A 20,137-nucleotide genomic window follows, 5' to 3' on the forward strand; every position below is an offset into this window, starting at 1 on the left:
TGCCGCGCAGCATTGCCAACTTCAAAGCGTTTGAAAACGCCATCATGCTCGACATCGCCATGGGCGGTTCGACCAACACCATCCTGCACCTGCTGGCCGCCGCGCAAGAAGGCGAAGTGGCGTTTGACCTGCGTGACATTGATCGCCTGTCACGCCGCATTCCACAGCTGTGCAAAGTTGCGCCGAATATCCAGAAATACCACATGGAAGATGTGCACCGCGCCGGTGGCGTGTTCTCCATCCTCGGCGAACTGGCCCGTGGCGGTCTGCTGCACACCGACATTCCGACCGTTCACAGCGCCTCCATGGCCGACGCCATCGCCCAATGGGACATCACCCAGACCCAGGACGAGGCCGTGCATCACTTCTTCAAGGCCGGCCCGGCAGGCATCCCGACGCAGACCGCGTTCAGCCAGTCGACCCGCTGGGACAGCTTGGATGACGACCGTGAGAACGGCTGCATCCGCAGCGTCGAGCATGCTTATTCCCAAGAAGGCGGCCTGGCCGTGCTGTACGGCAACATCGCCGTGGATGGCTGCGTGGTGAAAACCGCCGGTGTGGATGAGTCGATCCATGTCTTCGAAGGCCGCGCGAAAATCTACGAAAGCCAGGACAGCGCCGTACGCGGCATCCTCGCTGACGAAGTGGTGGCCGGTGATATCGTCATCATCCGCTACGAAGGCCCGAAAGGCGGTCCAGGCATGCAGGAAATGCTCTACCCCACCAGCTACCTGAAGTCCAAAGGCCTGGGCAAAGCCTGCGCCCTGCTGACCGACGGCCGCTTCTCGGGCGGCACCTCCGGCCTGTCCATCGGTCACGCTTCGCCAGAAGCTGCTTCGGGCGGTGCCATTGGTTTGGTGCGTGAAGGTGACAAAATCCTCATCGACATCCACGAGCGCTCGATCAATCTGCTGATCAGTGATGAAGAACTGGCCGCACGCCGCGTAGAACAGGACAAGAAAGGCTGGAAGCCCGTTGAAAAGCGCCCACGCAAAGTAACCACTGCGCTAAAAGCCTACGCCCTGCTGGCCACCAGCGCCGACAAAGGTGCCGTACGCGACAAGGAGTTGCTGGATCGTTTGGTTGACTGATCGCACCATCGCAACATCCAGGCCCAGCTACGTGCTGGGCCTTTTTTTGCCTGCAGGAATGCCGTCTATAGTGAGAAAGCCCGCTGATCGGAATGCTCCATGACCAGACCCCTGCTGTTAATCCTGCTGCTACTTCTCAGCGCCTGTTCGCCGCCGGAGAAACCGCCCCTGCGCATCGCCATTAGCCCATGGCCGGGGTATGAGTTTTTATACCTGGCCGAACAACTCAAACTGTTCGAGGCGGAGGGTGTCGAGGTGCAAATTGTTCAGTTCAGCTCGCCCATCGACAGTCGCCGCGCTTATGCGACGGGGCAGGTGGATGGCTTTTGCTCATCGCCAGACGGCGTACTGATTGTCCGCGAACAAAGCCAACGTCAACCCCGCATTGTCTATGTCACCGACTACTCCAGTGGCGGTGATTTGATCGTCAGCCGTGCAGGTATTACCCATGTTGATCAGTTAGCCGGCAAGCGGGTGGGCGTCGAGGCCGGCACCATCAACAACTTCGTGCTGGCCCACGCATTGGAAAAGGCCAACCTGACCAGCAACAGCGCACAACGGGTATACCTGGCGCAAAGCGACATGCTCAGCGCCCTGCTCAGCAACGATATAGACGCCGCCGTTACCTACCCACCCTATTCAATTGCCATGCTCAAACAGCCGCACCTTCGGGAGATTTTCAGCACACGGCAAATTCCTGGGGAGATTCTCGATGTCATCGCCCTCGATGCTGAGGTTATAGCCACCCGCAAAGACGACGTGCACGCCATGCTGCGAGGCCTGGAGGCGGCCTATGAATATGCACGGCAGAATCCGCAAAAGGCCGACACCATCATGGCGGCGCGCGAAGGCATCACTGTCGACGAGTTTCGCAATAGCATCCTCAATGATCTGTACCTGCTGCGGGCCGTTGACCAAGCCTTTTACCTCGGCCCCGATCAACGCCTGCTCAAGGCGTTGCAGAGCGCTCAACGCCTCTTGCTGGACAACGGCGAGATCAAGCAAGCGGTCGATTTGACTACCCTGGTCATGGACTGATCAATGCATAAGCGCCACTCACTTTCCCGGCAAATCATGTTGCCGCTAACCCTGCTCTGGCTTGCCTCAGGCGTGGTTATTTTGCTGCTGTCCTAGCGCAGCGGTGAAACCCAACTGCAGAAACGTCTTGAGGAGCGCGCTCAGATCATTCTCAGCAGCGTGCAAATAAGCGCAGAGACCGTCAGCCAGATCAGTGACCTGCGTCGGATGGTGATGTCATTGGGTGGTGAACGCGGGGTCAAGTCTCTGCTGATCGTGGCGGGTGAGCCACCCACAATCATCGCCAGCACCCGCGCCGAGCAATACATGCAGCGACTGACTGATCTCAGCGCGACGCTTGAAGCAAAATCCATACTCAGCGATGTGTTGCACAACAACAAGATTGTCAAACATCACCAAGCGGGTCAGCACTATGACTATGCCGCGCCGCTGCGCCTGATGAACACTCAATTAATGGCGCAGGCCAACACGCAAGCCGCTATTTACGTAGAACTGGACGTGCGTGACACGCGCCAGCAATTCAACCGCGAAATTCTTCAACAAACCACCTGGCTGATGCTCGCCACTGCTCTGATGCTCGGCGCCCTGGCCATGCTGCTGCGCCACTTGGTCCTGCAGCCGATGAATACCTTGCTGCAAAGCATCTCCTCCAGCGACTCAAAAGATGTCCTGAGTAACCTGGAAAAAATCCAGCCTGGCGAATTCGGCGTGCTTGCCAGCACCCTGCACCGCCAATTGGAGCGCGAACTCAAGCATCACCAGCACGTGATCGATACAGCCGAACAACTGCGCAAGAGTGAAGAGCTGTCGCGGGCCATCATCAGTAACAGCAGCGAGGGGATCATCACCCTGACCGCCGAGGGCACCATCAGCAGCGTTAACCCGGCCGCTGAGCAACTGTTTGGTTACCAGGCCATCGAGATGCTCGGGCACAAAGTCGATATGCTTCTGCCGCTGCGTTTTCGCCAGGCCCATGACGGTTATCTGCGTCATTCCGAACTGCATGCACCGCGGATCATCAACAAGACCCGCGACCTCTATGGCTTGCACAAGAACGGCGAAGAGTTTGCCTTGGAACTGTCGGTATCGCCCTTGCAGATCGGCGGTAAAAAAGCCTTTGTCGGCATGCTGCGCGACATCTCCGCACGCAAACAGTACGAATGGGGCCTGGAGATTGCGCGCAGCGAGGCTGAAGATGCCAACCGCGCCAAGAGCGAATTTCTGGCCACCATGAGCCACGAGATTCGCACGCCGATGAATGGCGTGATCGGCATGGCCAAAGTCCTGGCCGACACCGCCATGTCCAAGCAGCAGCAGGAGTTGGTGCATACCCTGCAGGTCTCCGCCGAGTTACTACTGGCGTTACTCAACGACATCCTCGACCTGTCCAAAATTGAGGCCGGCATGCTGCGCCTTGAACAGGTGCCCTGCGACTGGGAAGAAATTCTGATCGACGCACTCAGGTTAATGCAGCCCCAAGCGCAGAAAAAGTCACTGCAACTCCTGCTGCTGATTGACCCCGACGTGCCGCTACAGGTGATGGCCGACCCATTACGTCTACGCCAGATCATTCTCAACCTGCTCAACAATGCCATCAAGTTCACCCACCAGGGCCATGTTCACCTGCACCTCAGCGCCAACCCTGCGCCTGACGGGAACACTTTTTATCGCCTGCACATCCAAGACACTGGCATCGGCATGACACCCGAGCAGCAAGCCAAACTGTTCAAGCCCTTTACCCAAGCCGACTCGTCCACGACGCGCTCGTTCGGCGGCAGCGGCCTGGGCCTGTCAATTAGCCATAAACTGTTGCGCCTGATGGGTGGTGCAATCAGCCTCAACAGCCAGCCGCAGCAAGGCAGTTGCTTCAGCCTCAGCCTAACGCTGCCCAGCACGCCAACGGCCAGCAACATGTTGGCCTTGCCGCAGTACGACAAGCGATTGCTGTTACTCGATCCGCAGCCTCTTAACTTGGCCATCGTCCAAGCCGCGCTGGGCCCACTGGGCTTTCGCGTGGAACAGCGCTACGACCTGACGCAAGCATTGCCAGCGCATGACCTGCTGCTGGTGTGTGAGTGTTTTAGAGACACCCTGCCGTTGAGCGCCAACCCCCTGCGCCTCTGGCTGTGCGATCAGCCAGCGAACAGCGAACAGGCTGACGACGCCCATTGCCTCTGCCGGCCGCTGGCTCAAGCCCAATTACGTCAGGCCGTGCAACGGCTGTTTAATGGCGAGCAGGTATCTATCAGTAAGCCGAGCCTAGAGCGCCGGCAACACCAACTGCACGGACACCTGCTGGTTATTGAGGACACAGCCATCAACCAAACCGTGCTCAAGGCGATGCTCACGCCCTTCGGCCTGCGCCTGAGCTTTGCCAACAACGGTCAACTCGGCGTAGACGCTGTGCAACGGGAAGATTTCGACCTGATTCTGATGGACTGCCTGATGCCAGTACTCGATGGCTTTGCCGCTACCCGGGCCATCCGTGCGTGGGAGCAGCAACAAGGCAAGCCACGCACGCCGATCATTGCCCTGACCGCCAACGCCTATGACGAAATCCGCCAGCGCTGCAAGCTGGCCGGAATGGACGATTTCCTCAGCAAACCGATCGTGCGCGATACGCTAATCGAATGCCTGCAACGTCACCTGCCTAACAGCCACGTGCCAGCCATTACGCCGCCGGACAACCCAACAGCAGACGTGAAAATGACCGACCCCGGATTGCAGCGAATTCTGCTCTTGGCCGAACAGCTTGGCGTAACCAACACTCTGTTTTTGCTAGAAGAGTTTCAACGACATGCCTTGGACTTTGCCGAACAGTTGCTAAAAGCGTTGCAAGAAGATGACTGGAGCAGCGCTCAACGGATGGTGCACAGCATCAAAGGCAGCTCCGGAACCCTGGGTATGGATGCGCTCAGCCAACAGGCAGCGGCATTGGAGCGCCGTATCAAGATGGGGCCAGGAGCAGAACCGCTGGCCGAGTTGCAGGCGGCTGCCAAAGCCTTCCACAGCGACCTTGCTCTTACCGCCGCTGCCGCCCTGGAAATCTGCCGAACGCATGCCTAGGTGGATGGCCGCTTCGTTCGCGCAACGCCGAGCCCATTGAGACGCGAAGTGCGCGCCGCCCAAGATTCATTTAGCGCGGCCACAACAGTGCAATGCGCGGCAACAAGCACAGCCCTCAACTCACGCCCATATAGCGCCCGGCGCGGTGGTTGATCGCCAGCACCATGTTCAACGCCAACGCACCGAGAATCGACAGCGCGACCTTGTCCAGCGGCACAACCAACACGGCACCCAACACAATCAGCACGTCGATGCCCATCTGAACTTGGCCAGCACGCAGGCCATAGCGCTCTTGCAGGTACAGCGCGAGGATGTTCACCCCACCCAGGCTGGCGCGGTGACGGAACAGCATCAGCAAGCCCAGGCCCATGGCAAAACCACCAAACAGCGCGGCATAGACCACGTTAAGTTGGGCAAACGCCACCCACTGTGGCGTCAACTCGGCCAGCACTGAGACCAAGCCCACCGCGCAAAACGTGCGCAGCGTAAACGGCCAGCCCATGCGCCAAATGGCTAGGGCATAAAACGGCAGGTTGATCAGAAAGAACACCAGCCCGAACGACCAGCCCAGCAGGTATTTCAGCAGAAAGGCCAAGCCCACAGTGCCGCCGGTGAGCAACCCGGCCTGGCTGTAAAAGGTGATGCCCAGCGCCACCATCGCAGTGCCCAGCAGCAATGCCAGGCCGTCCTCCCAAAGGGGATGGCGCATAAATAGCGCGGCAATACGATCCGGCTCGGCGTCAGTGTCATGCATGGAGCAACAACCTTTAGAAAGAAAACGAGGGTGAGGCGCATCGAGCGAAAGCCTGCATCAACAAATGCAGGCGACCAAACGCTTGGCGGCGGGCGCAGTCACGGACGCCACGCGTGAGTTGAGTCCGACGCCTATAAGCGCCGCAGCCTGCATGCTAAACGGCTGGCAACAGGTGCGCCTTGGCGGGGGTCAATGCAACGCCGTAAAGCTCAGCCCGAGCGTAATGCTGTTCACTTAAGCCCCGGGTGGACGCGATCATCCCCTCGCCCCTCCGGGTAGAGGGTTAGGGAGAGGGGAGCATTGCAGCCCGAGCGGGCTATTTGCGGTCCCAGATTTCAAACACATAGCCGGGGGTTTCCAACCCGGCGGCGTGTTCAATGGCTGAGGATAAATGCCAATCCGTTTCAGCAAACTCAGGGAAGTGCGCATCACCCTGAGGGCTGATGCCGACGCGCGTCAGGTACAAGCGCGTCGCCTGAGCCAGGCCAAGCGCATAGAGCTGCGCACCGCCAATCAGCATCAGCTCTTCGGCGTCTTCCGCCAGCGCCCATTCTTCGGCGCGCAGCAAAGCCGCTTCCAGGCTGGTGAACACTTCAGCCCCCTCAAGCTGTAAATCCGGCTGACGGCTCACTACCAGATTCAACCGGCCGGGCAGTGGCCGACCGAGCGAGTCCCAAGTTTTGCGACCCATGATGATCGGCTTGCCCAAGGTCAGTGCCTTGAAGTGCTTGCCGATCACGAGGTTTTCCGCGAGGGCCGCAATCATGCAAAGGGGGAGAGATGTTTTCATAGGCGCGAGAATACCGACTCCTAGGCGAGGATTGAAGCTTTCACCGCAACGCATGGCCCTGGTCAGCAAAAGACCTGCTCACCACGCAATTACGCCCCTGTTGCTTGGCTTGGTAAAGCGCCGCATCGGCCAGTTGCAGGGCATCGGCAAGATGTTGTTGCGGCTGCGGCACCAGGTAGGCCATGCCGATGCTCAACGTGACCACGCTGGCGGCGTCCGAATAGGCGTGACTCAGGCCCAGCGCTTCAGTGTCTTGCCGAATGTCCTGCAGGATGGCCAGCATCTGCGCCTCATCCAGGCCATACCAAAGCCCGACAAACTCCTCACCGCCGTAACGAGCGGTGCAGTCCAGCGGTCGCCGCGCGTGCGTATCAATCACCCGCGCGATCTGACGCAAGGCTTTATCACCGGCAGCATGGCCGTAGTGGTCGTTGTAACGTTTGAAGAAATCCACATCCATCATCACCACGCCCACCGGTAGCTGGTCGCGCTGCGCCTGCTTCCAGCTTCGTTCGGCACACTCGGTAAAGGCGCGGCGGTTGAACAAGCCGGTGAGGTAATCCTTCTCGGCTAAGTCCTGCAAAATGCCGTGGGCAAGAAAACTCTGCCGTGTCGCGTATTCCAGCGAATAACTGCCGACCGAGCCAACAACATTGGCCAACGCCAGAAACAGGGCATTGCTGAGCAGCACCTCGCCGGCCATACCGATACTCAGCTCCATCAACACATAGCCGAGAAACACCAACCACCCGCAGATCACCGCCGTGACGGCGCGCAGACCCGCGAGAAAGTAGAAGAACACCGTGCCCAGAATGATGCCCTCGTAGGGCAAGGTATACGCGTGATAACGGGCCAGGCCGATAATGGCCGCCACCCCCAGACCGCAGCCAAGCGCTGCAAGTGCACCAATCCACTGCAAGTGATCACGCCAGGCCCGCTGATAGGTGGCTACCCAAACCAACAATAGCGTCGGCTGGAGCACGCACACGCGCACCAGAAGCACCTGTTTACGCAACGGGTCCGGCATGCTCAGGGCGTCCATCACGACAAACAACAGGCCGATGACCATGGCCACCATCACGGCCCAGCGCACCCGGCGCAGAAAGACTTCAGCGTGGTAGCGCCTGTAAGCCGGCTCCAGTGAAGGCGCAAAACGCAGCCAGCGAAAGCCCTGCTGATGCTGACGTAAGTAGGGGGAGTCCTCACTGGCCCAGGCCAGACGGGGTAAGGTCACGGCTGTACTCGTTTACGAATCGGGTGAGTGGTTGCGGCAGGTTAACGTGATCAAGCCTAGCAGGTGGTTAAAAAACGTAGCCGAGATGCAGGCTCAACGCGTCCGACTTATCGGCGGCGCAGCCTGCGCTGCCATGCCCGCGCGGCTGGGGGTATGCTTGGTTATCAGCCTATAAACGGAACACTGCGTGAGCCCAAGCGAATATCCCACCCCCAATCGCTTCAACCGCCTGTGGCTGTGCGAGGCTCTGCGCCTGCGTGAAGAACACGCCGGACCACTGGAAGACAGCGAGGCCAACCGCCAGGCTCAACGCCTCGGCGGTGATCTACCGGCACGCATTGAAGCCCGCGCGCTGTGGCTGGCCACACGTGACGGTTTGCTTCAGGCGCAGCAGCACTGGCTGCAGGGCGCACGCCTGGCCATGGGGCTGCTGATGCTGCTGGCAGTGGTCAGCGGTGCAGGTCTGGCGTTTAGCGCGCTGGGCGACGGCCAGCGCCCGGTCAATGTGTTCTGGGTCTTGGCCAGCTTGCTGGGGCTCAATCTGCTGCTGCTTGGTGGTTGGCTGCTCAGCCTGCTGCTCGGCGGCAAGACGTTGGGGGCGCTGGGCCGTGTTTGGCTCTGGTTGAGCGAAAAACTGGCCCGTGACGCCCGCGCCGCGCAACTGGCTCCGGCCCTGCTGATATTGCTTCAGCGTCACGGCCTGCATCGCTGGTTGCTCGGACTGTGGGTGCATGGCTTATGGTTGCTGGCCCTGCTCAGCGCCCTGCTGTTCACCCTCGCCCTGCTGACGACGCGGCGCTACGGCTTTGTCTGGGAAACCACCCTGCTGAGCAGCGACACCTTTGTCAGCCTGACCCACGCCCTCGGGGCCGCACCGGCCCTGCTCGGCTTTAGCCAGCCCAACGCCGAACTGATTCGCGCAAGCGGTGACAGCGCCCTGGACCTTGAAGCCGCGCGCCATGCCTGGGCCAGCTGGCTGCTCGGCGTGCTGCTGGTGTTTGGCCTGCTGCCGCGCTTGCTGCTGGGGCTGTTTTGCCTATGGCGCTGGCGCGCCGGAAAAGCGCGTCTGCAACTGGATGTCAGCCTGCCCGGCTACAGCGAACTGCGCGAACGCCTGCAACCCAGCAGTGAGCGCCTCGGCGTATGCGATGCCGCGCCCGCGCAGCTCTATCAACCGCACGCGGGCCACTGCGTCGAAAACAGCCAAGGTGCCGTGCTGGTTGCGATAGAACTGGACCCGCAACGCCAATGGCCACCGGCCCTGCCCGGCGGCGTAAGCGATGCTGGCATCCTCGACAGCCGCGAACAGCGCAAGCGCCTGCTGGACCAACTCAACCGCTTTCCGCCGGCCCGCCTGCTGATTGCCTGCGACCCCCGCCGCTCGCCAGATCGCGGCAGCCTGGCGCTGCTCAGTGAACTGGCGCGCAGCGCCGCCGCTACGCGCATCTGGCTGCTGCCACCGCCGCCCGGTGAAGCCCTCGACAGCGTGCGCCTAGCCGACTGGCATCAACGCCACTTAGCTGGCTGGAGACCGGGCATGATTAGTCGCCATGGCGCAATTTCCCGTAGGTTGGCGCTGAGCGAAGCGAAGCCCAACGACCCGTGCACTGATCGGACCAGGATATTCACACTTCGGCCCAAGGATGCGCTTTGCGCGCCTTGTTGGGCTTCGCAGGCTCAGCACCAACCTACGAATCCACGCTCCCCGGTCAGCCGCGCGCAGCCGCACTCCGGTTATTCAGGCAGGCACCGCCCCTTATGAGCCCCCCCCTGAAACTCGCCGTCGTCGGCCACACCAATGTCGGCAAAACCTCGCTGCTGCGCACCCTCACCCGCGATGTCGGCTTTGGTGAAGTCTCGCCGCACGCCAGCACCACCCGGCACGTCGAAGGCGCACGCTTGTCGGTGGACGGTGTGGCCCTGCTGGAGCTGTACGACACGCCCGGCCTTGAAGATGCCATCGCCCTGCTCGACTACCTCGAACGCCTCGACCGACCCGGTGAGCGGCTGGACGGCCCGGCGCGGCTGGCGCGCTTTCTCGACAGCAACGAAGCCCGTCAGCGTCTTGAACAAGAAGCCAAAGTGCTGCGCCAACTGCTCGCCTCGGACGCGGGCCTGTATGTGATCGACGCGCGCGAGCCGGTGCTGGCCAAATACCGCGACGAACTGGCCGTGCTGGCCATGTGCGGCCGACCGCTGCTGCCCGTCTTGAATTTTGTCAGCAGCGGCCAACACCGCGAACAGGACTGGCGCGACGCCCTCGCCCGCATCGGCCTGCATGCGCTGGTGTGCTTCGACAGCGTGGCCCCGCCGCTGGATGGCGAGCGCCGCCTGTACGACAGCCTGGCGCTGCTGCTGGAAAAAGCCCGCCCGCACCTGCAACGGCTGATCGACGATCACCAAACGCAACGCCAATTGCGCACCCGCAGCGGCGCACGACTGATCGCTGAGTTGCTGATTGATTGCGCCGCCTGCCGGCGCAGCGTCGCCGCGCAAAGCGCGCTGGAACAGGCGGCCATCCGCGACCTGCACCAAACCATCCGTCAACGCGAACAGCGCTGCGTGGACGCCCTGCTGCGCCTTTACGCCTTCCGCCGGGACGACGCCGAAGCCGGTGAACTGCCACTGCTCGACGGGCGCTGGGGTGACGACCTGTTCAACCCGGAAACCCTCAAGCAACTCGGCATCAAAGTTGGCAGCGGTATGGCAGCCGGTGCGGCCACCGGTGTCGGCGTCGACTTGTTGGTGGGCGGCATAACGCTTGGGGCCGCAGCGCTGATCGGTGCGGTGATTGGCGGCAGTGCGCAAACGCTGCGCGGCTATGGCGCGCGCCTCAAAGGCAAACTCAAGGGCCAACGCGAACTGACGGTTGATGACGCCGTGCTGCGCCTGCTCGCCCTGCGCCAACAGCAGTTGCTGCAGGCGTTGGACAAGCGTGGCCACGCCGCCATCGCGCGCATCAGCCTGAGCACTCCGCAAGACGCCACCTGGCGCGAAGGCGAACTGCCCGAAGCCCTGCGCAAAGCCCGCGCGCACCCCGAATGGTCATCGCTTAACCCCGGCGCAACAATGGAAGATGGCGAACGGCAGGCGCTGGTGCAGGCATTGGCGATGGAGTTGCTCTAACCGCTCAAAGCGTCGCGGCTAAAGCGGAGCCTCCCACACTAACAACATCGATCTGTGGGAGGGGCCGGGCGGCGCTCCGTTTTAGCCGCGAATCAAACAACGTAGATCAGACCGCGACAGGTGCCGGGATATGCGGGTGCGCCTGGTAGCCGACCAGCTCGAAGTCCTCGAACTTGAATGCCAACAAGTCCTTCACCTCGGGGTTGAGCTTCATCACCGGCAGCGGCAGCGGCTCGCGGGTTAACTGCAGGTCGGTCTGCTCAATATGGTTGGCATACAGGTGGCAGTCGCCGCCGGTCCAAATGAAGTCACCCAATTGCAGGTCACACACCTGCGCCACCATCATGGTCAGCAGCGCATAGCTGGCGATGTTGAACGGCACGCCGAGGAAGATATCGGCCGAGCGCTGGTACAACTGGCAGCTCAGCTTGCCGTCGGCGACGTAGAACTGGAACAACGCATGACACGGCGGCAGGGCCATCTGCTCGACCAGTGCCGGGTTCCAGGCCGAGACGATCAGGCGGCGCGAGTCCGGGTTCTTTTTGATCATCTCGATCAGCTTGCTGATCTGGTCGATTGACTCGCCGTTCGGCGCGGGCCACGAACGCCATTGGTAACCATACACCGGGCCGAGGTCGCCGTTCTCGTCGGCCCACTCGTCCCAAATGCGCACGCCGTTGTCCTTCAAGTACTTGATGTTGGTGTCGCCCTGCAGGAACCACAGCAACTCATGGATGATGGATTTCAAGTGGCACTTTTTCGTGGTCACCAGTGGAAAACCATCGGCCAAATTGAAGCGCATCTGGTGGGCGAAGATGCTGTAAGTGCCGGTGCCGGTGCGGTCGCTTTTGAAGGTGCCGGTTTCCCGCACCAAACGCATCAGGTCGAGGTATTGCTGCATTACACGGCCTCCTGTGCAGCCTGACGTTTGTAGGCATAGGCGATCAGGCCAATGCCGCCGAGGATCATCGGCAGGCACAGCACCTGCCCCATGGTCAGCCAGCCACCGGCCAGGTAACCCAGTTGCGCATCCGGCACGCGGACGAATTCAACGATAAAGCGGAAGATGCCGTAACACAGGGCGAACATGCCGGAAATGGCCATGGTCGGGCGCGGCTTGCGCGAGTAGAACCAGAGGATGGCAAACAGCGCCACGCCTTCCAGCGCCACCTGATAGAGCTGCGAAGGGTGGCGAGCCAGTTGTTGCGGGTCGGTCGGGAAGACCATCGCCCACGGCAAATCGGTGGCTTTACCCCACAGCTCGGCGTTAATGAAGTTACCGATGCGTCCGGCACCCAGGCCAATCGGCACCAGCGGGGCAATAAAGTCCATCAGCTCGAAGAAGCTCTTGCCGTTGCGCTTGCCAAACCACCAGGTGGCCAGCATCACGCCGATCAGGCCGCCGTGGAACGACATGCCGCCTTCCCAGATGCGCAGCATGCGCGCCGGCTCAGCAATGTAGGCCGCCAAGTCATAAAACAGCACATAGCCAAGGCGACCACCGAGAATGACGCCCATGGCCACCCAGAACACCAGGTCGGAGAGTTTGTCCTTGTTCCAGGTCGGCGCAAAGGCGTTGACGCGGCGCGAAGCCAGCCACCAGGCCCCGCCAATGCCGATCAGGTACATCAGGCCGTACCAGTGAATTTTGATCAGACCAAGGTCAAGGGCTACGGGGTTAATCTGCGGGTAAGGCAACATCAAAAACTCCTTAGAACCTGTTCACGATCTCGCGAGCTAGAGCCATGCAAGGCAAAAACAGGCGAGGAAGCGCAGTGTACGAACTGTACATGAGCATTCCGAGCCTGTTTTTAACGCAGCAGGGCCGACGCGCAGCAGATCGTGACAGGTTCCTAAATCAGAAAACTTAAGCCCACACTTAACAACAGCAGGGCAAATAACCGCTTGAGCAGGCGCGGCGACAGTCTGTGCGCCAGGCGCGCGCCAAGGCGAGCGAAATACATGCTGGGAATGGCGATACCGACCAGTGCGGGCAGGTAGACAAAACCCAGACTCCACTGTGGCAGCGCCGGTTTTTCCCAGCCCAGCCAGATAAAACTCAAGGCACTGGCGAATGCAATCGGCAGACCGCAGGCCGACGACGTGGCCACCGCTTGTTGCATCGGCACACTGCGCCACGTCAGGAACGGTACGGTCAGCGAGCCACCGCCAATGCCGAAAATCGCCGACGCCCAACCAATCACGCCACCGGCCACCGTCAAACCCGGCTTGCCTGGGACCGTGCGACTGGCCTTGGGTTTCAATTCCAGGGCCATTTGCACGGCAATGATGATGGCGAAAACACCGATGATCTTCTGCAAGAGCGGCCCCTGAATGGCGGTAGCCGTCATCGCACCAAGCCCCGCTCCCAGCAGAATACCCAGGGTCATCCAGGCAAACACCGGCCACAACACCGCCCCTTTGCGCTGGTGCTCCAACACCGAGTTGATCGAGGTGAAGATGATGGTGGCCAGCGATGTGCCGACGGCCAGATGAGTTAACACCTGTGCGTCAAAGCCCTGCGCGGCGAAGCTCAGCACCAGCACCGGCACGATGATGATGCCGCCGCCCACGCCAAACAGTCCGGCCAGGGTGCCGGCAGCGGCCCCCAAGACCAAGTACAAGAGCAGCTCCATTCAACACCCCCGAAAACAGTGCGGCATGGTAACGGATGCACAGCCCCGGACTCTAGTTTGCGCGATGGATGTACGCCGAGGCTTTGCGTAAAGTGCTTGCATCCTGTTTGGAATAGACCACCGTGCGCCCGAGCCTGTACCTCAAACTGAGCTGTAATCAGATGCACCTGACGCATGTGCAAAGCGCGCGCACACTGCACCTGCACGCCGACCCGGCGTTCAGCAATGTGCGCCTGCTGGTGGCCGACTTCGCCGCCGCGCAGCAACTCTTGCAAAGCGGCGTCGCTGAATTGCTGCCACGGCGCTTTCTACGTTTGAGTTGGCCGCCGCAGTTGCTGATACAACCGTTGGAACGCTTGGAGGGCGGCTTGTCACAAATCGAAGAGCGCATCCTGCTGGAGCTAGGGCTAGGCTGTGGCGCGCGCAAGGTGCGTTTGCACCTGGGCGCAGAACTGGACAGCGCTGGCGTTATCGCCAAACTGCGGCGCTAAGCCATGTGCCTGATCGTTCTGGCCTGGCGGCCCAGCCATACACAGCCCTTGCTGGTGGCGTCCAACCGCGATGAATTCTATGCCAGGCCAAGTCAGGCACTGGCGCAATGGCACGATGCACCCGGTGTATTCGCCGGGCGTGACCTGCAAGCCGGCGGCACCTGGCTGGGCGTAGGCCAAGGCGGACGCTTCGCCGCGCTGACCAACATCCGCGACCTCAGCCTGCCGCAGGGCGCGCGCTCGCGCGGCGAACTGCCCAGCGCCTTTCTGACAGGTGAGCTGAACATCGAGGCGTTTCTCGCCACGCTGCGCAGCCAACGCCAGGCTTACAGCGGCTTTAACCTGCTGCTGGGTGATGGCCAGCAACTCTGCCACTTCAACTCCCGCAGCGGCCTGACCACCGTATTGGAGGAAGGCGTGCACGGCATCTCCAATGCCGACCTGAACACCCCTTGGCCAAAACTGCAGCGCGCCAAACAGGCCCTGCACGCGTGCCTGCCTGACCCGCAGCCAGAGGCTCTGCTGCGGCTGCTCAGCGACAACCGCCAAGCCGCCGACGAACACCTACCCGACACCGGCATCGGCCTGCCCAGCGAGCGCCTGCTCTCCAGCGTTTTTATTGCCAGCCCGGCTTACGGCACGCGCGCCAGCACGGCACTAATCATGGCTAGCCACGGCAGTTGGCAGATGGTTGAGCGCAGTTTCGGCAGTAATGGCAGTTGTTTGGGCGAGGTCGAACTGCACAGTTAAAGCCGCTTAGTCCCTAGATGCGCAGTCGCTGATTAGGTCGAGGGCATACAGCGGCGAGGCAATCGCTGGGTCATCCGCATCGGCTACCAGCAGGAGCCGGCCATCGTTTTGAAACGCCAGGCCTTCGATCTTGACCACAGGTGCCAGGCGGTTCAGCTCAATGACGCTCAGTTGCTCATCAAATCGCCCAAGCACGCTGCCAAGACACGTACCATCCAGGTAGCTGGACTCGGTGGCCTCCGCTGTCGCCGTGAAATACAACGCCCCACTGGGCGAAACGCTGAGGTCAGTCAGGCTTAAAGGCACGCCCTGCAACGCTGGCAGCAACACGGGCACAACCCGCTGCAGCGCCGCAGCACTCAGTTGCCCATCTTGCAGATCGCGCAACACCTGCGGCAAATCGAGCAGCACCAACGCATTTTCCCGCCCGCGGCCATTGCCACGTTGCGCCAGCACCAGATGTTCGCGGCACACCACACCGCCCTCGATATTCAGATCTTGAAAGTACCCGGCGAGGGTTTGATACAAGGGGGCGAGGTCAATGATGTGCACACTGCTCTCCTCGACCAGGCACCCACGACAACGCCGCTCAGTTGAACCTGAACCCAGAGCCAGCAAGTGATCCTTAGGTAATGACACCAAGGCTTCAAAATCGGGCTTGTGCCGCTTGCGCTGCTTGGCATCGGTAGGCAGCTCACCAGGTAACAGGACCCGTTCAGCCTGCCAATCACCACTCAAGTTGTAGCGTTGCAGCACCAGCGCATCGTCCGCCAACACCCACACATTTTGCCCCTGACAGACCAAAGCGCTGGCTGCAGACAAGCGCAGGGTAGCCAGTTGACGAAGCGTTTGAACGTTATCTGCCAGCATCAGCATGAGCGGCGAGCGCTCACGCCTGAATATCAGAGGCGGGGTTGATCATGCGACCCAGGCCCAGGTTGCGCAGGGCCAGTTGCAAGGTGCTGTGGATCACTTGCGGGTTGTCTATGCTCATCACCTGATTCAACAGCTCCTGCGCCTTGGTCAGGCTGAGCTGACGCAACAGCCACTTCACCTTGGGCAGGTTGGTGGCGTTCATCGACAGGCCATCAAAGCCCATGGCCATCAGCAGCACGGCGCAAGCCGGATCACCGGCCATTTCACCGCAGATGCTCACCGGCTTGCCTTCGGCGTGGGCACCCGCCACCACCAGACGCAGCGCTTGCAGCACCGCCGGATGGAGGAAGTCGTACAAGTCAGCAACGCGCGGATTGTTGCGATCCACGGCGAGCAGGTATTGGGTCAGGTCGTTTGAACCGACCGAGAGGAAGTCCACTTGGCGCGCCAATTCACGCACCTGATAAACCGCAGCGGGGATTTCGATCATCACCCCAACAGGCGGCAGCGGCACATCGGTGCCTTCATCGCGCACTTCACCCCAGGCACGGTGAATCAGGTGCAAAGCCTCTTCCAACTCCTGCGTGCCGGAAATCATCGGCAGCAGAATGCGCAGGTTATTCAACCCAGCGCTGGCCTTGAGCATGGCGCGGGTTTGCACCAGGAAGATTTCCGGGTGATCGAGGGTGACGCGAATGCCACGCCAGCCGAGGAACGGGTTTTCCTCTTTAATCGGGAAATAGCTCAGCGCCTTGTCGCCACCGATGTCCAGGCTGCGCATAGTTACGGGCAAGGGGTGAAAGGCCGCCAACTGCTCGCGGTAGATCACCATTTGCTCTTTTTCGCTGGGGAAGCGTTCCTTGATCATGAACGGCACTTCGGTGCGGTACAGACCAACCCCTTCAGCGCCGCGCTCTTGAGCACGTTTCACATCCGCGAGCAGGCCGGTATTGACCCACAACGGCATGCGATGGCCGTCAAGGGTTTCGCAGGGCAGCGCACGTAGCGCATCTAGGCCTTGTGCCAGTTGCCGCTCTTCTTCCACCACCTCGGCGTATTGCTTGCGCAGCAATTCGCTGGGGTTGGTAAACACTTCACCGTGGTAACCGTCAACGATCAGCTGAATGCCGTCGATCTTCGAGTACGGCAGGTCAACCACGCCCATGACCGTAGGAATGCCCATGGCGCGGGCAAAAATCGCCACATGCGAGTTACCCGAGCCCTGTACTGAGATCAGGCCAACCAGCTTGCCTTCCGGCACTTCACCGAGCATGGCCGGTGACAACTCTTCGCTGACCAGAATGCAGTTATCCGGGTACACCAAGGTCTGTTGGCGCGCCTGCTGCAAGTACGCAAGCAAGCGCCGCCCGAGGTCTTTGACGTCGCTGGCGCGTTCGCGCAGGTAGGCGTCGTCCATCAATTCGAAGCGGTTGACGTGCTCGCCGACCACATGGCGCAGCGCACCCTGCGCCCATTGCCCGGTACGGATGATCTTGACCACCTCGTTACCGAGGGCGGCGTCTTCCAGCATCATCAGGTAGACATCAAACAGTGCACGCTCTTCCGGGCGTAACTGGGTGGCCATCTTCGCCGAAAGCGCACGCATGTCACTGCGAACACCTTCCAGCGCGGCATTGAATAATTCCAGTTCGGCAGCGATGTCATCGACGGCTTTATCCGGCACTACATCCAGATCAGCCGGCGGCAACACCACCACAGCAGTGCCCACGGCCGCACCGGGCGAACCCGGCACGCCAATGAATTTAGCTTCCTGAATGCCCTTGCCTTGGCGCCCAAGGCCGCGAATCGAACCCGTCGCCTCGGCGTGGGCAATCACCCCGGAGAGCTGCGCGCTCATGGTAACGAGGAAAGCCTCTTCGCCTTCGTCGAACTGGCGCTGCTCTTTCTGCTGAACCACCAGAACACCCATCACCCGACGGTGGTGGATGATCGGCGCACCGAGGAAGGAGGCATAACGCTCTTCACCGGTCTCGGCAAAGTAGCGGTAGCGCGGGTGTTCGGAGGCATGTTCGAGGTTGAGCGGCTCTTCACGGGTGCCGACCAGGCCAACCAAGCCCTCGTTGGGGGCCATGCTGACCTTACCGATGGCCTTTTTATTCAGACCCTCGGTGGCCATCAGCACGAAGCGATTGCTTTCCGGGTCCAGCAGGTAGACGGAGCACACCTGACTGCCCATGGCTTCGCGCACACGCTGCACAATAATGCCCAGCGCCGCCTTGAGGTCCTTGGCGGCGTTTACTTCCTGGACGATCTTGCGCAGCGTATTGAGCATGCTCGGCTTTAGCCTGTGTCAGTCCCGCGCCAATAGGCGCGGAGCAAGTTCTTTAAGGGCGCGACGGTACACTTCGCGCTTGAATGTCACCACCTGGCCTAACGGATACCAATAACTGACCCAACGCCAGCCATCAAATTCAGGCTTGCCGGTCAGGTCCATGCGCACCCGCTCTTCCGAGCCAGTCAGACGCAGGAGAAACCATTTCTGCTTCTGCCCGATGCACAGCGGTTGGCTGTGCGTGCGCACCAGACGCTGCGGCAGACGATAACGCAACCAGCCACGCGTGCAGGCGAGAATTTTCACATCCTGCTGCTCAAGGCCCACTTCTTCATTCAATTCGCGGTAGAGCGCTTCTTCCGGGGACTCATGGTCATTGATCCCGCCCTGCGGGAACTGCCAAGCGTCTTGGTTTATCCGACGCGCCCACATAACCTGGCCCACATCATTGGTCAGAATGATGCCGACATTAGGGCGAAAACCATCAGGATCGATCACGGCGCACAACCTCGTAAACGCATGTTTTGGCATTGTTCCACAAAGGTTGCGACAGCAGCAACGCGAGCGGGGCGCGTAATAGGAATGACCTATAAAAGCCGTTAATCTGACAACCTTTCGAAGCGACTATGCAAAGGTGCCTCTGTGCGTTTGGCTTTATTTGATCTCGACAACACCCTGCTTGGCGGCGACAGCGACCACGCGTGGGGTGATTACCTATGTGAACGCGGCATTCTCGACGGGATTGCCTACAAGGCGCGCAACGATGATTTCTATCAGGATTATCTGGCCGGCCGCCTGAACATCACCGATTACCTGAATTTCAGCCTGGAAATCCTCGGCCGCACGGAAATGGCCCAACTGGATCAGTGGCACCGCGAGTTTATGCGCGATTGCGTCGAGCCCATCATCCTCGCCAAAGGCGAGGCGCTGCTGGCCGAGCACCGCGAAGCAGGCGACAAACTGCTGATCATCACCGCCACTAACCGCTTCGTCACCGCACCGATTGCCGCGCGCCTGGGCGTCGACACGCTGCTGGCCACCGAATGCGAAATGGCGGATGGCCGCTACACCGGGCGCACCACTGACGTGCCGTGTTTCAAGGAAGGCAAGGTCACCCGCCTGAATCGTTGGCTGGCAGACAGCGGCCTGAACCTCAACGACAGCTACTTCTACAGCGACTCGATGAACGACCTGCCGCTGCTGGAACAAGTCACCCACCCCTTCGCTGTCGACCCCGACGCGAAACTGCGCGCCGAAGCCGAACAGCGCGGCTGGCCGGTGATTTCGTTGCGCTGAATAGTCGGCGGCTCTTCGACCTGTAGCCCGGATGCAATCCTGGAATCGGTTGCGCGGCCGCCATTGTTGCCCCGGATTGCATCCGGGCTACGCCGCTGAAGCGCCTCACACCTTGGCCGGCTCAGCATGGTGGGAGGGGCCGGGCGGCGATCCGCTTTAGCCGCGACGACTGTATTCGGGCCCCAACAAAAACGCCGCCTAATCAGGCGGCGTTTTTTGTTTAAGCGGCCGATCAGACCGGCTTAGCACCCATCAGGGCCATGATCACCAGCAGCAACAGCATAATCACCCCGGCATAAGCCGCGCAGAAGCCCAACAGGCGCTTCGGTGCCGGCGCACCATCGAGGGCTTGCCAGGCACCCAAACGACCGGCCAGCAGCAGGCCCACCACCATCAGCACGACAAACAGCACGCTGCTCAGCAGCAGCCAGGTTTGGCTCAACGGCCAGCCGACGATGCCCACCAGCGCCATGCCGGTTACCGGCAGGCTCAGGGCCAGCAGGCCGAGCACCGGCAGGCTGATCAGGCGGGTACGCTTGAGCTTGCGTTGCAACACAGCGGCATCGCCACTGCGTGAGGCTTTCCACAACATAAACAGGTGCACGGGCACGCCGATCAGCAAGAGGATGCCGGGCAACATGTGCAGCATTTTCAGCAACGGGTAATGTTCCATTAATTCGTTCCTGCCGGGTTTCC

General features: G+C 60.8%; 17 protein-coding genes and 1 pseudogene. 8 read left to right on the forward strand and 10 right to left on the reverse strand.

Going from position 1 to position 20,137, the window contains the following annotated elements; translation table 11 throughout:
- The 3 genes from AUK77_RS14105 to AUK77_RS14115 form a co-directional block, all read left to right on the forward strand.
- The coding region (locus AUK77_RS14105; RefSeq protein WP_296130688.1) for a dihydroxy-acid dehydratase at positions 1-1,091 on the forward strand (1,091 nt) is incomplete at its 5' end.
- A gap of 99 nt (positions 1,092-1,190) precedes the next feature.
- Positions 1,191-2,129, forward strand: a complete 939-nt coding sequence (locus tag AUK77_RS14110) for an ABC transporter substrate-binding protein (protein ID WP_296130690.1) — start codon at positions 1,191-1,193, stop codon at positions 2,127-2,129.
- A 159-nt stretch (positions 2,130-2,288) separates the two neighbouring features.
- The gene (locus AUK77_RS14115) at positions 2,289-5,195 is read left to right on the forward strand and encodes an ATP-binding protein (protein ID WP_296130692.1); all 2,907 of its coding nucleotides are present in this window, start codon (positions 2,289-2,291) and stop codon (positions 5,193-5,195) included.
- Between the two features lie 115 nt (positions 5,196-5,310).
- Here the strand turns inward: AUK77_RS14115 and AUK77_RS14120 are convergent, their stop codons facing one another.
- The 3 genes from AUK77_RS14120 to AUK77_RS14130 form a co-directional block, all read right to left on the reverse strand.
- The gene (locus AUK77_RS14120) at positions 5,311-5,949 is read right to left on the reverse strand and encodes a YitT family protein (RefSeq protein ID WP_296130693.1); all 639 of its coding nucleotides are present in this window, start codon (positions 5,947-5,949) and stop codon (positions 5,311-5,313) included.
- A gap of 316 nt (positions 5,950-6,265) precedes the next feature.
- Positions 6,266-6,739, reverse strand: coding sequence for a dihydrofolate reductase (locus AUK77_RS14125; protein WP_296130694.1), 474 nt, complete (start codon positions 6,737-6,739; stop codon positions 6,266-6,268).
- 40 nt (positions 6,740-6,779) lie between these two features.
- Complete coding sequence (locus tag AUK77_RS14130) at positions 6,780-7,973, reverse strand: diguanylate cyclase (RefSeq protein WP_296130696.1); 1,194 nt, start codon at positions 7,971-7,973, stop codon at positions 6,780-6,782.
- Positions 7,974-8,160: 187 nt separating this feature from the next.
- Between AUK77_RS14130 and AUK77_RS14135 the strand changes: the two are divergent.
- Together AUK77_RS14135 and AUK77_RS14140 are read left to right on the forward strand one after the other, a co-directional pair.
- Positions 8,161-9,480: pseudogene (locus AUK77_RS14135) on the forward strand (DUF2868 domain-containing protein); the annotation flags it as partial.
- Positions 9,481-9,731: 251 nt separating this feature from the next.
- Positions 9,732-11,099, forward strand: a complete 1,368-nt coding sequence (locus AUK77_RS14140; RefSeq protein ID WP_296130698.1) for a GTPase/DUF3482 domain-containing protein — start codon at positions 9,732-9,734, stop codon at positions 11,097-11,099.
- Positions 11,100-11,205: 106 nt separating this feature from the next.
- On the opposite strand, the gene AUK77_RS14145 is transcribed toward AUK77_RS14140, so the two are convergent.
- The 3 genes from AUK77_RS14145 to AUK77_RS14155 form a co-directional block, all read right to left on the reverse strand.
- A complete protein-coding gene (locus AUK77_RS14145; protein WP_296130699.1) occupies positions 11,206-12,000 on the reverse strand; it encodes a thymidylate synthase in 795 nt (264 codons plus the stop codon).
- Positions 12,000-12,800, reverse strand: coding sequence for a prolipoprotein diacylglyceryl transferase (gene lgt, locus AUK77_RS14150; RefSeq protein WP_296130701.1), 801 nt, complete (start codon positions 12,798-12,800; stop codon positions 12,000-12,002). Before lgt ends, AUK77_RS14145 begins: the two co-directional genes overlap by 1 nt.
- Before the next feature lie 152 nt (positions 12,801-12,952).
- Positions 12,953-13,735, reverse strand: coding sequence for a sulfite exporter TauE/SafE family protein (locus tag AUK77_RS14155; RefSeq protein ID WP_296130702.1), 783 nt, complete (start codon positions 13,733-13,735; stop codon positions 12,953-12,955).
- A gap of 122 nt (positions 13,736-13,857) precedes the next feature.
- On the opposite strand from AUK77_RS14155, the gene AUK77_RS14160 reads away from it, so the two are divergent.
- Together AUK77_RS14160 and AUK77_RS14165 are read left to right on the forward strand one after the other, a co-directional pair.
- Positions 13,858-14,226: a hypothetical protein gene (locus AUK77_RS14160; protein ID WP_296130704.1), complete on the forward strand. Its 369-nt coding sequence runs from the start codon at positions 13,858-13,860 to the stop codon at positions 14,224-14,226.
- A 3-nt stretch (positions 14,227-14,229) separates the two neighbouring features.
- Positions 14,230-14,976: an NRDE family protein gene (locus AUK77_RS14165; RefSeq protein WP_296130706.1), complete on the forward strand. Its 747-nt coding sequence runs from the start codon at positions 14,230-14,232 to the stop codon at positions 14,974-14,976.
- A gap of 6 nt (positions 14,977-14,982) precedes the next feature.
- Here the strand turns inward: AUK77_RS14165 and AUK77_RS14170 are convergent, their stop codons facing one another.
- Genes AUK77_RS14170 through AUK77_RS14180 form a run of 3 tightly spaced genes read right to left on the reverse strand, consistent with a single transcriptional unit; the run spans position 14,983 to position 18,643 of the window.
- Entirely contained in the window at positions 14,983-15,852 is an 870-nt protein-coding gene (locus AUK77_RS14170) for a hypothetical protein (protein ID WP_296130708.1), read from the reverse strand.
- 13 nt (positions 15,853-15,865) lie between these two features.
- Positions 15,866-18,145 (reverse strand): phosphoenolpyruvate--protein phosphotransferase, encoded by a 2,280-nt coding sequence (ptsP, locus tag AUK77_RS14175; RefSeq protein WP_296130711.1) that lies wholly within the window; start codon positions 18,143-18,145, stop codon positions 15,866-15,868.
- An 18-nt stretch (positions 18,146-18,163) separates the two neighbouring features.
- Positions 18,164-18,643 carry an RNA pyrophosphohydrolase gene (locus AUK77_RS14180; RefSeq protein WP_296130714.1) on the reverse strand — a complete coding sequence of 160 codons (480 nt, stop codon included), beginning with the start codon at positions 18,641-18,643 and terminating at the stop codon, positions 18,164-18,166.
- A 144-nt stretch (positions 18,644-18,787) separates the two neighbouring features.
- Here AUK77_RS14180 and AUK77_RS14185 point away from each other — a divergent pair, with 144 nt between their 5' ends.
- Entirely contained in the window at positions 18,788-19,441 is a 654-nt protein-coding gene (locus AUK77_RS14185; RefSeq protein WP_296130716.1) for an HAD family hydrolase, read from the forward strand.
- A 232-nt stretch (positions 19,442-19,673) separates the two neighbouring features.
- Here the strand turns inward: AUK77_RS14185 and AUK77_RS14190 are convergent, their stop codons facing one another.
- Positions 19,674-20,114 (reverse strand): DUF2269 family protein, encoded by a 441-nt coding sequence (locus tag AUK77_RS14190; protein WP_296130720.1) that lies wholly within the window; start codon positions 20,112-20,114, stop codon positions 19,674-19,676.
- Positions 20,115-20,137: the final 23 nt, after the last annotated feature.

The sequence above is a fragment of the Pseudomonas sp. Ga0074129 genome (assembly GCA_001465025.1).
GTDB lineage: Bacteria > Pseudomonadota > Gammaproteobacteria > Pseudomonadales > Pseudomonadaceae > Aquipseudomonas.

What these genes read in the sequence shown, in the direction of transcription:
- AUK77_RS14110 (WP_296130690.1), top strand. Translation starts at nt 1,191, where the DNA reads ATGACCAGACCCCTGCTGTTAATCCTGCTGCTACTTCTCAGCGCCTGT.
- AUK77_RS14120 (WP_296130693.1), bottom strand. Translation starts at nt 5,949, where the DNA reads ATGCATGACACTGACGCCGAGCCGGATCGTATTGCCGCGCTATTTATG.
- AUK77_RS14125 (WP_296130694.1), bottom strand. Translation starts at nt 6,739, where the DNA reads ATGAAAACATCTCTCCCCCTTTGCATGATTGCGGCCCTCGCGGAAAAC.
- AUK77_RS14140 (WP_296130698.1), top strand. Translation starts at nt 9,732, where the DNA reads ATGAGCCCCCCCCTGAAACTCGCCGTCGTCGGCCACACCAATGTCGGC.
- AUK77_RS14145 (WP_296130699.1), bottom strand. Translation starts at nt 12,000, where the DNA reads ATGCAGCAATACCTCGACCTGATGCGTTTGGTGCGGGAAACCGGCACC.
- lgt (WP_296130701.1), bottom strand. Translation starts at nt 12,800, where the DNA reads ATGTTGCCTTACCCGCAGATTAACCCCGTAGCCCTTGACCTTGGTCTG.
- AUK77_RS14155 (WP_296130702.1), bottom strand. Translation starts at nt 13,735, where the DNA reads ATGGAGCTGCTCTTGTACTTGGTCTTGGGGGCCGCTGCCGGCACCCTG.
- AUK77_RS14165 (WP_296130706.1), top strand. Translation starts at nt 14,230, where the DNA reads ATGTGCCTGATCGTTCTGGCCTGGCGGCCCAGCCATACACAGCCCTTG.
- AUK77_RS14170 (WP_296130708.1), bottom strand. Translation starts at nt 15,852, where the DNA reads ATGCTGATGCTGGCAGATAACGTTCAAACGCTTCGTCAACTGGCTACC.
- ptsP (WP_296130711.1), bottom strand. Translation starts at nt 18,145, where the DNA reads ATGCTCAATACGCTGCGCAAGATCGTCCAGGAAGTAAACGCCGCCAAG.
- AUK77_RS14190 (WP_296130720.1), bottom strand. Translation starts at nt 20,114, where the DNA reads ATGGAACATTACCCGTTGCTGAAAATGCTGCACATGTTGCCCGGCATC.